General features: G+C 73.4%; 12 protein-coding genes and 1 pseudogene. 5 read left to right on the forward strand and 8 right to left on the reverse strand.

Annotation, left to right across the window (positions count from 1 at the left end; translation table 11 throughout):
* A pseudogene (locus Q9S36_RS50695) lies at nt 1-310 on the forward strand (hypothetical protein); the annotation flags it as partial.
* Nucleotides 311-331: 21 nt separating this feature from the next.
* Here the strand turns inward: Q9S36_RS50695 and Q9S36_RS50700 are convergent.
* From Q9S36_RS50700 to Q9S36_RS50720, 5 genes are all read right to left on the reverse strand, one after another.
* The gene (locus tag Q9S36_RS50700; RefSeq protein WP_311292306.1) at nt 332-499 is read right to left on the reverse strand and encodes a hypothetical protein; all 168 of its coding nucleotides are present in this window, start codon (nt 497-499) and stop codon (nt 332-334) included.
* Between the two features lie 119 nt (nt 500-618).
* Nucleotides 619-813 (reverse strand): hypothetical protein, encoded by a 195-nt coding sequence (locus Q9S36_RS50705; protein ID WP_121140510.1) that lies wholly within the window; start codon nt 811-813, stop codon nt 619-621.
* 80 nt (nt 814-893) lie between these two features.
* Nucleotides 894-1,244 (reverse strand): WhiB family transcriptional regulator, encoded by a 351-nt coding sequence (locus Q9S36_RS50710; RefSeq protein WP_311292307.1) that lies wholly within the window; start codon nt 1,242-1,244, stop codon nt 894-896.
* 119 nt (nt 1,245-1,363) lie between these two features.
* Nucleotides 1,364-1,546, reverse strand: coding sequence for a hypothetical protein (locus Q9S36_RS50715; RefSeq protein WP_311292308.1), 183 nt, complete (start codon nt 1,544-1,546; stop codon nt 1,364-1,366).
* Between the two features lie 119 nt (nt 1,547-1,665).
* Nucleotides 1,666-3,744 carry an ATP-dependent DNA helicase UvrD2 gene (locus tag Q9S36_RS50720; protein WP_311292310.1) on the reverse strand — a complete coding sequence of 693 codons (2,079 nt, stop codon included), beginning with the start codon at nt 3,742-3,744 and terminating at the stop codon, nt 1,666-1,668.
* A 194-nt stretch (nt 3,745-3,938) separates the two neighbouring features.
* Between Q9S36_RS50720 and Q9S36_RS50725 the strand changes: the two genes are divergently transcribed.
* Together Q9S36_RS50725 and Q9S36_RS50730 are read left to right on the forward strand one after the other, a co-directional pair.
* Nucleotides 3,939-4,190 (forward strand): mycoredoxin, encoded by a 252-nt coding sequence (locus Q9S36_RS50725; protein WP_311292311.1) that lies wholly within the window; start codon nt 3,939-3,941, stop codon nt 4,188-4,190.
* Nucleotides 4,191-4,233: 43 nt separating this feature from the next.
* Nucleotides 4,234-4,683, forward strand: coding sequence for a hypothetical protein (locus Q9S36_RS50730; protein ID WP_311292312.1), 450 nt, complete (start codon nt 4,234-4,236; stop codon nt 4,681-4,683).
* Between the two features lie 12 nt (nt 4,684-4,695).
* Here the strand turns inward: Q9S36_RS50730 and nudC are convergent, their stop codons facing one another.
* Nucleotides 4,696-5,619 carry an NAD(+) diphosphatase gene (nudC, locus tag Q9S36_RS50735; RefSeq protein WP_311292313.1) on the reverse strand — a complete coding sequence of 308 codons (924 nt, stop codon included), beginning with the start codon at nt 5,617-5,619 and terminating at the stop codon, nt 4,696-4,698.
* A 61-nt stretch (nt 5,620-5,680) separates the two neighbouring features.
* Between nudC and aztD the strand changes: the two genes are divergently transcribed.
* On the forward strand, nt 5,681-6,919 hold the full coding sequence (aztD, locus tag Q9S36_RS50740) for a zinc metallochaperone AztD (protein ID WP_311292314.1): 1,239 nt from the start codon (nt 5,681-5,683) through the stop codon (nt 6,917-6,919).
* 42 nt (nt 6,920-6,961) lie between these two features.
* Nucleotides 6,962-7,672, forward strand: a complete 711-nt coding sequence (deoD, locus tag Q9S36_RS50745) for a purine-nucleoside phosphorylase (RefSeq protein WP_311292315.1) — start codon at nt 6,962-6,964, stop codon at nt 7,670-7,672.
* A gap of 13 nt (nt 7,673-7,685) precedes the next feature.
* On the opposite strand, the gene Q9S36_RS50750 is transcribed toward deoD, so the two are convergent.
* Nucleotides 7,686-10,913 (reverse strand): UvrD-helicase domain-containing protein, encoded by a 3,228-nt coding sequence (locus tag Q9S36_RS50750; protein ID WP_311292316.1) that lies wholly within the window; start codon nt 10,911-10,913, stop codon nt 7,686-7,688.
* A partial coding sequence (locus Q9S36_RS50755) for a hypothetical protein (RefSeq protein WP_311292317.1) occupies nt 10,910-11,107 on the reverse strand: 198 nt, incomplete at its 5' end. The genes Q9S36_RS50755 and Q9S36_RS50750, both read right to left, overlap by 4 nt.

Below are 11,107 nucleotides of genomic sequence, written 5' to 3' on the forward strand. Positions count from 1 at the left end.
CGTCCTCGTCGGGGTGCGCCCCCACGCGCTCGAGGTCGGGCCGTGGGTCGCGCCGGGCATCGGGCCCTGTGCCCGCTGCGTGGCCGCCGCGGTCCTCGACGACGGCAGCCGTTCGCCGGCGCCCCGGCCCGGCCGCGCGCTGCTGGCGATCGCGGCCGGGGCGGTGGCGCGCGACCTCGGCGCCTGGGCCCGGGGCGAGACGCCGAGCACGTGGCTCACGTCGTGGCGCCACGACCACGACCCCGTGCCGCAGCAGCGGCGCTGGGAGCGCCACCCCTACTGCGGCTGCGCCTGGTTCGACACAGCGTGAGCCGCGGGACGGGCGCCCCCGTCACCACCACTCGCTGTCGAGCTTGCCCTCCATCGCGCGGAGGTTCTCGCGCGAGCAGGTGTCGCAGAACGCGCGGCGCCGGCCGTTCTCCACGGCGGTCGTCCAGGTCAGGGTCTCGGCCTCGGGAGCCTGGGTGCCGCAGAAGGCGCAGGTGACGAGCTCGGCCATCCCACGAGCCTAGCCCTTGCAGACGCGAACGAGCCGGTACGACGTCACGGTGACGTCGTACCGGCTCGTGGTGCTCACCCGCGATCAGGGCGAGAGCGTTTCCGAGGAAACTCCTTCGGTCAGATCGCGCGAGCGAGGGCGAGACGCGCCTGCTGCGCGGCCTGCTCGGCCTTGCGGCTCATACGACGGGCCAGGGCCAGGTGGTGGCCGCGCCGCAGTTCGTGCGCCTCTCCCAGGCGCGCGGACATTTGCGCGCGAGCGAGTTCTTCATGCATGAGATTCATGTCGTTGCTTCCGTTTCGGTAGGTCTTCATGTGAGGTGTATTTCCTGTGTTTCCTCGGAGGGATGAGTTCGCGGTGACGCCTGCTCGGCGACCCCGCCTGTGCTGTCCGACTACGCGACCTGGACGGTCTGCTCGGACTTGCGGGGCCGGCCTCGCGGCCGCTTGCGCGGGATCACCACGCCCTGGAGGAAGAGCTCGCCTCCCCAGACGCCCCACGGCTCACGCCGCTCGAGGGCTCCGTCGAGGCACAGCGCCTGCACGGGACAGTCGATGCAGAGGGCCTTGGCGTGCTCCACGTCCGCGGGGGACTCGGCAAACCACAGCTCTGCGTCGTTGACGCGGCAGGGCAGCAACTCCTCATCCACTCCGGACGCTGCGTCGTGCAGGGCTCCGAGAGGGGCCTGCGGCTCCAGCTCGGTCTTGTCGGCAGCTCGGTTGCGGTCGAGAACGCTGATGGTCATGTGTTCACCTCCTACTCGTTGACCTGATCGCGGGTTGGAAACTCGGTGGGACAAACAGAAAGGCCGCGGATCCCGGTGTGGGTTCCGCGGCCTGGAGGCTGCCGGTGCGAGGTGTAGACCTAGCTCGACGGACTCCAGGCGGGAGAACCCGGGAAATCGCCCTTGATGCGAACGATGGCGGCGTCGCCCTGGACAGCCACCACGGCAGCGCCGAAGGCGCGCGTGTGCGCGCAGGGGCGGCCGAGGAGGGACATGCCGAAGGACGGCGTCCACGCCGTCATCGTGTTGGTGTACTTCTCCATGGGGGCCACCTCCTTCGGGGCATCGGGCGCGGATCGTTGTCAGCGATCCCATGCGCGGGGTTGTTGTGGAGTGAACGCTAGACCCAGACCGACGTCAGGGGCAAACCATTTTATGGGTATTACCCGAAATTCTTTTCAGAACCGTCGCCGAGGGCCTCCGGGACGGCGGTTCCGGCGACCACGGCGAGCACCTCGTCGCCGTACTTGGTGAGCTTGCTGGGGCCAACGCCGCTGATCGCGCGCAGGCCGCGGTCGTCGCGCGGGACGTGCTCGGCGATGAGCTGGAGCGTGGCGTCGGTGAACACCACGAACGCCGGCACGCCGTCGGCCGAGGCACGGGCCAGGCGCCACTCGCGCAGCCTCTCGAACATCGCCTCGTCGTAGGAGGCGGGGCAGTCCGCGCAGCGGCCCGTCTTCTTCTCGCGCGCCGTCGACAGCGCCCGCCCGCACTCGCGACAGTGCATCGCCGCGCGGTTGCGCCGGCTGCGCTCGCGCCGCTGTGCCGACACCCCCGGCACGCCGTCGAGCAGGGGCGCGAGGAACGGCGAGCTCCCCCGCGTGGAACGACCGCCGGGCTCGCGGGCGGTCGCCCACGAGACGGCCAGCTCGTCGCGCGCTCGGGTCATCGCGACGTAGAGCAGGCGGCGCTCCTCCTCGACCTCGGCGGGCGTCTGGGCCTGCGCGATCGGCATCATCTTCTCGTGCATGCCGGCCACGAAGACGGCGTCCCACTCCAGCCCCTTCGCGGAGTGGATGGTCGCGACGGTGACCGCGTCGGCGACGGGAGCGTGCTGCTCGCCGGCACGACGGTCGAGGTCGTCGACGAAGGCGCCGAGGTCGGCGTCGGGGCGCTCGCGACCGAAGTCGACCGCGAGGTCCACCAAGGCCTGGAGCGACTCCCAGCGGTTGCGGACCTCTCCCCTTCCCTCCGGGGGCTGCGTCGAGTGCCCCATCTGGGACAGCACCGCCAGCACCGCGTCGGGCACCGGCCCGGAAGCGTCGCCGCTGCGCGCGGCGCCGCGGACGAGGGTGATCGCCTGGCGCACCTCGCCCCGGTCGAAGAAGCGGGCGGCACCGCGGATGACGTAGGGGATGCCGCGTGCGGCGAGCGCCTCCTCGAAGCGCTCCGACTGGGCGTTGATGCGCAGCAGCACGGCCATCCGGCTCGCGGGCGTGCCGGAGGCCCGGAGCTCGGCCACGCGCTCGGCCACGGCATCGGCCTCGGCGACCTCGTCGGGGGCCTCGCGGAAGGAGATCGCCGGCCCGCTCGCGCGCTGGGCGACGAGGTCGACCCCCTTGCTGGCGGTGCCGGCGAGCAGCGTGTTGGCACCGGCGACGACCTCGGGGGTGGAGCGGTAGTTGCGGACCAGCTCGACGCTCGTCGCGCCGGGGAACCGCTGGGTGAAGTCGCGGAGGTAGTGGGCGTCGGCGCCCGCGAAGGAGTAGATCGTCTGGGCCGGGTCACCGACCACGCAGAGCTCGTCACGACCGCCGAGCCAGAGGTCGAGAAGCGCGTGCTGGAGCGGCGAGACGTCCTGGAACTCGTCGACGACGAACCACTTGTACTGGCGGCGCACCTGGGCCGCGACGGCCTCGTTGTCGGCGAGCAGCCCCGCGGCGAAGAGGAGGACGTCCTCCATGTCCATCCGCCCCTGGCTGCGCTTGACCTCCTCGTAGGAGTCGAAGGCGCGCGCCACCACGGCCGGCTCCAGGCCCGAGACGGCACGACCGCGGCTGGCCGCGACGGCGGGGTAGGCGTCGGGGGCGACGTTGGAGACCTTGGCCCACTCGATCTCGCTCGCGAGGTCACGCAGGGTGGCCTGGTCGACGCCGAGGCGCTGGCGGCGGGCTGCCAGGGCGAGCATCGACAGCTTGGACTCGGTCAGCTCGGGGAGCTCGCGGTTGTGGACGCGGGGCCAGAAGAAGCGCAGCTGGCGCAGGGCCGCCGAGTGGAACGTGCGGGCCTGCACGCCCGGCGCCCCGAGCGAGCGCAGGCGCTCGCGCATCTCCCCCGCGGCCCGCGTGGTGAACGACAGGGCCAGCACCTCGGTCGGCGCGTAGAGGCCCGTGGCGACACCGTGGGCGATGCGGTGCGTGATCGCACGCGTCTTGCCCGTCCCGGCGCCGGCCAGGACGCGCACCGGGCCGCGCAGGGCCTCGGCGACCTGTCGCTGCTCGGGGTCGAGCGCTTCCAGCACGCTGGGCTCCTGCGGTGTCTTCGGGGGCGGGCCGGGACGGTCCCGCCCGGCGAGCGCCACCCTAGACGCCGGTCCCGACAACCGCGCCGGCGTGGTCGTCGTACCTGGGGAGGAGCGACTGACCGACGGTGTGACGTCGCCGACGCGGCCCGGTCGGCGGGAATGCCCCCGGGGCGGTGGTCGTTGTGCGGGACATGTCCGAGAGCCAGTTCACGATGTTCACCACGCCCTGGTGCGGTTACTGCCACCGCCTCAAGAGCCAGCTCGACCGCGAGGGCATCGCCTTCGACCTGGTCGACATCGAGCAGGTGCCGGACGCGGCGTTCACCGTGGAGCAGGCCAACGGTGGCAACCAGACCGTGCCGACCCTGCTGTTCTCCGACGGCAGCACGCTGACGAACCCGTCGGTCGCGCAGGTCAAGGACAAGCTCGCAGCCCTTTCCTGAGGCTGGCCCGGAGCCGATCACCGCACGGGGATAGCCTGACGTCGTGTCACTGCTGAACTCGATCGACCGAGACCACGTCCTGACCGCGATGGAGACGTGGGACGCAGCGGGCGGGGCCAACTACATGCTGGTCCGCGGTGGCGTCTCGACGCACGTCCTGCTCCACCACGGCAAGGAGTACGACGCCGCCGCGATCGCGGGCATCGCCCACGGCCTCGCGACCGGGCGCACGCTCGCCCCGCAGGACATCCCCGGGGGCGCGGCCGGCGCGAGCAAGGCGCTGACCCGCCTCGGCTTCGACATCCGCGACGACTCCCCGCCCACCGAGCGGGTCCCCGGCACCCGGGCGCGTGCGCCGCGTGCGCCCTCGTCGTCCCGCAGCACCGCCACCCCGCGCCCGAAGCGGGTCGCCGCGACCGACAAGCCGGTCGACCTGTGCCCCCGGTGCTTCCTGGCGCTCCCGGCCACGGGCATCTGCGACAACTGCGACTGAGGCAGCCGGCCCTCAGCCCCAGCCGGGCCCGTCCAGCGGGCGGCCGAACCACGTCTCGATGAGCGAGGACGAGATCGAGACCCCCCGCGGCACCACCAGCTCGCCTGACCGGCCGGCCTCCTCGAGCTCCGCCCGTGTCCACCAGCGGGCCTCCTCGATCTCGGCCCCGTCGACGTCGATGTCGGTGCTGAGCGCCCGGCCCGTGAAGCCCAGCATGAGGCTCGCGGGCAGCGGCCACGGCTGGCTGCCGAAGTAGGTCACCTCCCCGACCTGCACGCCCACCTCCTCGGCCACCTCGCGCCGCACGGCGTCCTCCAGGGTCTCCCCCGGCTCGCAGAACCCTGCGAGGGTCGACCACCGGCCGGCGGGCCAGGCGGAGTTGCGGCCCAGCAGGATCGCCTCGTCGTCGCCGTCACCGTGCGTGATGGCCATGATCACCGCCGGGTCGGTCCGAGGGAACTGCCGTCGGTCGCACTGCGCGCACTGCAGCTCGTGGCCGGCCGCGCGGCTCACCAGCGTGCCGCCGCAGCGCGGGCAGAAGCGGGTCGCGTGGTGCCACTCGGCCAGTCCGACCGCGTGCATCAGCAACGGAGCCTGCTCGGCTGCGTGCTCGGCCAGGAGGCCGAGGACCCCGCGCAGCGGCACCCACTCGTCCGGCTCGCCGGGCGCGTCCTCCGGCGCGACGATCACCGCGAGGTGCACGACGTCGTCGCGGGCGCCGAGCAGAACGAGCGTGCCGTCGGGCGCGTCCTCGGGGGCCGTCCAGCGGATCTCGCCGTCGACGGGCCGCAGCCGGTTGCCGGCCACGACCAGCACCCGGGTCGCCGGGTCCCGGCGTGCCTCGGCGAGCCACTCCTCGTCGGTCCGTCGCAGGCCCAGCCGGTTGTGGGCGTGCCGGGAGAGGGCGACGTGCGGCAGGGCGCGATCAGCGGTCACCCGGTCAGGCTAGCGCGGCGACTTTTGACAACGATTCTCATTTGTGTTGAGAATCGTTCTCATGTTGAGACGACGCGCCCATGTCCTGTCCACCACCCTCCTCGCCCTCGCGCTCGGCGCGACCGCGTGCGGCAGCGACCGCGCGCCGACGACCGACGGGCCCTCCGACGCAGCCGCGTCACGGTCCACCCAGCCGCTCGAGTCCCGCGAGCCCGCACCCCGCCTCGCCGTCACCCACGACGGCGGCGTGATGGTCGTCGACGCCACCACCGGCGAGGTGCTGCTCGAGGAGCCACGACCGGGCTACCTGCGGGTGGCGGAGGCCGGCGACGGGCGCCACGTGCTGGTCGCCGGGGCCGGCGGGTGGGAGGCCCTCGACCTCGGGTCGTGGGGCCACGACCACGGCGACCACGCGCACCACTACGTCGCCGAGCCCGCCCTGACCGGCGTCCGGATCGAGGCCGAGGAGCCCGGCCACGTCGTCACGCACGGCGGACACACGACGGTCTTCGACGACGGGACCGGCGTGGCGACGTCGTTCGACGCCCACGACCTAGAGGAGGGCGAGCTCGACGTGGAGACCTACGAGACGGGCGCGGCCCACCACGGCGTCGCCGTGCGCCTGCCCGACCGCAACCTGCTCCACACCGTCGGCACCGAGGAGTCGCGCTCAGGGGTGCGGCTGGTCAGCCCCGCCGGCCTCGAGCTGGCGGCCACCGACGCCTGCCCCGGCGTCCACGGCGAGGCCTTCACCGACGGCGCTGCCGTCCTCGGCTGCGAGGACGGCGCCGTCGTGGTGAGCGGTCGCGAGGTCCGCAAGGCGAGCAGCCCGGACGCCTACGGCCGGATCGGCAACCAGGCTGGCTCGGACGTCTCGCCGGTGCTGCTCGGCGACTACAAGACCGACGCCGACGCCGAGCTGGAGCGGCCGACCCGCGTCTCGCTCGTCGACACCCGCAACGCCCGGGTGCGGCTGGTCGACCTCGGCACCAGCTACAGCTTCCGGTCGCTCGGTCGCGGCCCGTCCGGCGAGGCCCTCGTCCTCGGCACCGACGGGGCACTGCACGAGATCGACCCGGCCTCCGGGCGCCGGCTGCGCACCATCGAGGTCGTCGCGCCCTGGCGCGAGCCGCTGGACTGGCAGCTCCCCCGTCCCACGCTCCACGTCGTGGGGGCGACGGCGTACGTCACCGAGCCGGCACGCGACGCGGTCCACGTCGTCGACCTCGGGACCGGACGCACGACCCGCACGATCGACCTCCCGCACACCCCGGACGAGATCGTCGCGAACGCCGGCTGAGGGTCCGCCGGGTCCTGTCCCGGTACACCTAGGCTGGGCGCCGTGAGCACCCACATCGGCGCCCAGCCGGGCGAGATCGCCCCCACCGTCCTGCTGCCCGGCGACCCGCTGCGCGCCCGCTGGATCGCGGAGACCTTCCTCGACGACGCCCGCTGCTACAGCGAGGTGCGCGGGATGTACGGCTACACCGGCACCTGGCACGGCCACCCGGTCTCGGTCCAGGGCTCCGGCATGGGCCAGCCGTCGATGTCCATCTACGTCAACGAGCTGTTCCGGGACTACGACGTGCAGTCGATCGTCCGGGTCGGATCGTGCGGCGCGGTGACCGAGGACGTCGCCGTCCGCGACGTCATCATCGCCTCGGGCGCCTGCACCGACTCCTCGATGAACCGGATCGCCTTCCACGGCATCGACTACGCCCCCGTCGCCGACTTCGGCCTGCTCCGCGGCGCGGTGGAGGCGGCCGAGGCGCGCCAGGACGGCTCGCCGTTCCACGTCGGCCTGATCTTCTCCAGCGACTCCTTCTACCCCGCCCGCCCCGAGCTGCTCGGCGAGATGGTGAAGTACGGCGTCCTCGCCGTCGAGATGGAGGCGAGCGCGCTCTACACGCTGGCCGCCAAGCACGGCCGGCGCGCGCTGGCGATCTGCACCGTCTCCGACCACATCGTCACCGGCGAGGAGACCACCTCGCAGGAGCGGGAGCAGACCTTCGGCGAGATGGTCGAGATCGCGCTCACCGCCGCGCTGCGCTGATCCCGCCGGGCCGTCAGAGCTCGAGCAGCTCCTCGAGGGCCTCGCGGTCGGGCAGGTCGGACGGCTCGACGGTGCGTCCTGACCGGACGTAGTGGAACACGGCGCGGACCTGCTCCAGCGGGACGCCGGTGAGCTCGGACCAGGCGAGGCGGTAGAGGGCGAGCTGGAGCGGGTCGGACGTCTCGTGGCGACCGGTCTTCCAGTCGACGACGAGGTAGCCGCCCCCCGACTCGGCGGGCTCGGCGTAGACCGCGTCGATGCGACCTCGGACCACCTGGCCGGCGAGCACCAGGGCGAACGGCGCCTCCACGGCGTGCGGGACACGATCGGCGAAGGGGCCGTCCTCGAAGCGCTTCACCACGTCGCCGAGGTCGGCCTCGTCGTCGATCCCGGCGTCGGCACGACCCGGCAGCTCGTCGGGCTCGATCAGCGCCTGCTGGCCGAAGCGCTCCTCGACCCAGGCGTGGAACGCGGTGCCGAAACGGGCGGCCGGGGCGGGTGGACGCGGCATCGGCCGGGCGAGGTCGCGGGCGAAGCCCTCGGGATCGTCGCGCAGCCGGGCGACCGACGTCGCGGACAGGCTGCTGGGCAGCGGCAGCTCCACCGTGGTCGCCCGCTCGGCACGGGCCTCGGCGAGCAGCTGGGCGAGGTCGTCGTCCCACTCCGCGACGCGGGCGGCCTCGACCATGTCGAGGCCCTCGTCGGGCGCGGTGGGATCGGCGCTGCGCACCAGCTCGGCCGCCGCCAGCCGGCGTCGGGCCTCCTCGCCGGGACCGGGCACGGGCCACGGACGCGACGGGTCGAGGTCGTCGTTCGGGTTGGGGGCCTTGCCCTCGGGCTTCTCCAGCCAGCGCTCGACGGGCCGGCCCCACTCGGCGAGCTGGTCGCGCACGACGCGTTGGTAGTCGGAGGGGCCGAACGGGGTGGAGCGCTGCCCCCAGACGTAGGAGGTCACGGCGAGGTGGTGGGCGGCGCGGGTGTAGGCGACGTAGCCGAGACGCAGCTCCTCCTCGGCGTCGTGGGCGCGGGTCGCGGTGCGGTAGGCCTCGAGCGCGGCCTTGTCGTGACCCGCCAGCTGCGGCTGGTCGACCCGGTCGCCGCGCAGGGGCGCCGGCAGGACGGCCGGCGAGGACGTCCAGAGGGTGCGGGAGCGGTTGCTGGGGAAGCGGGTCTCCCCCACCCCGACGCAGAAGACGGACGACCACTCGAGGCCCTTGGCGCGGTGGACCGTGAGCAGCTTGACGGAGTCGGCGGCGGTGGGGGTGGCGACGTCGAGGCCGTTGCCCTGGTCGTCCTCGGCCGTCAGGTAGGCGAGCAGCGCCGGCAGGGTGACGTCGCCGTCGACGCTCTGGAACTCCGCGACTGCCTTCACGAACAGGTCGAGGTTGTCGCGACGCGCGGCCGCGGCCGGCGAGGTGGCCGAGGCCAGCTCGACGTCGACGCCGGTCGTGTCGATGATGCGACGCACGAGGTCGAGGAGCGGGTCGCCGACGTGCGTGCGCAGCCGCCGGAGCTCGGTGGCGAGGAGCGCGAACCGGTCGAGCGCGTCCGCGGAGTACGCCGCCTCCCCCGGCGACTCCAGGGCATCGCTGAGCGCGGGCAGCTCCGAGGCGTCGATGCCGTCGGCGATCTGCAGCAGCTGGTCGGCAACCGTCGCAGCCTCGGCACGCGTGCGGACGCCGGCGACCTCCGCGGCACGCAGCGCCAGCAGCCGCAGGTCGCGCGGACCGATCGCCCACCGCGGACCGGTGAGGAGGGTCAGCATGGAGGAGTTCGCCGTCACGTCGTGGAGCAGCGTCAGCGTGGCCACCACCTCGGCCACCTCGGGCAACCGGACCAGGCCGGACAGGCCGACGATCTCCACGGGGACACCTGCGGCGGTCAGCGCGTCGTAGACCTCCTCGGCCTGCGCGTTGTCGCGGCTCAGCACGCCGATGTCGGACCACGCCGTGCCGGCGTCGTGGACCCGGGTGACCTCGTCGGCCAGCCACGACAGCTCGTCGACGGCCCGCTCGAAGACGTGGGCCTCGACGTGGCCGTCGGCCGCGATCTCCGCGGGGCGCAGCCGCGCCACCTTGTCGCCGTAGGCCTCGAGCAGCGGCTCGGCCAGCCGGTTGGCGACGTCGAGGATCCGGCGGTCCGAGCGGCGGTTGACCGTCAGGGGCAGCCGCCCGGGCTCGCCGTCGGCGGCGGGGAACGTGTCGGCGAAGTTGAGGATGTTGGAGACCGAGGCGCCCCGCCAGCCGTAGATGGCCTGGTTGGGGTCGCCCACCGCCATGACGGGGTGACCGAGGCCGTGCGCCGGGTCGGGGCCGGAGAAGAGCCGCGCGAGCATGGTGGCCTGGGCGACGGAGGTGTCCTGGTATTCGTCCAGGAGCACGACCTTGAACCGGGCCCGCTCGAGCGCGCCGACCTCGGGCTGGTCCTCGACGAGCCGGGCCGCGAGGGCGATCTGGTCGCCGAAGTCCATCAGGCCCAGCTCGGCCTTGAGGCGGCGGTAGCCGGAGACGAGCTGGAGCAGCTCGGCGCGGCGGTCGATCGCGTGGATCGCCTTCGCGGGCGGGTCGAGGTAGGTCTTGCGGGCCTTGCCGGCCTGCTCCTCCTCGATGGCCCGCAGGAAGCCGCGGCGCGCCTCCTCGTCGACCCGGCGCACGTCGTCCTCGTCGACGAGGTGCTCGCTCATCGCGCCGTCGAGCGCGAGGAGGTTCTGGATCGCCGTGGCGGGGTGATCGGTCAACAGCTCGATGTGGCCGGTGAAGCGGTCGATGACGCGGGCGCCGAGCTGGTAGCGGGAGGCGTCGGAGACGACCCGGGTGTCGGGCTCGTGACCGATCCGCAGGCCGTGGTCGGTCAGGAGGGTGGCGGCGTAGGCGTGGTAGGTGGCGACGGTCGGCTCGAGGACGTCCTCGCCCTCCGCGACCACGGACCGGTCGAGCAGTCCGGCGTTGCCCAGGGCGGCCGTCACCCGCTGCCGCAGCTCGGCGGCGGCCTTGGTGGTGAAGGTCAGGCCGAGCACCTCCTCGGGTCGCACACGGCCGGTCGCGACCAGCCACACCACCCGCTGGGCCATCAGCGTGGTCTTGCCGCTGCCCGCACCGGCGACGACGACGGTCGGGCGCAGCGGCGAGGTGATCGCGGCCCACTGCTCGTCGCTGGGGGCGTGCGCCGCGCCCATCAGGGCGCGCAGCTCCTCGGGGGTCTCGAGGCGGACCGGCTCGAACGGCCGCGACTGCTCGCTCACTGGACGGTCACGCTCCCCGCGCCCCGGGCCGGGCAGATGGCCACGAACGCACAGTCGCGGCAGTGCGAGCCGGCCGTCGCCGGGAACGTCTCTGAGCGCACCAGCTCCGCGGCACGCGCCAGCCCAGCGCGGAGCACGGCCCGCTCGGGGCCGTCGTCGCCGTGGACCGGCTGGGCCTGCACCTTGGCGGTCGC

The sequence above is a fragment of the Microbacterium sp. ARD31 genome (assembly GCF_031844425.1).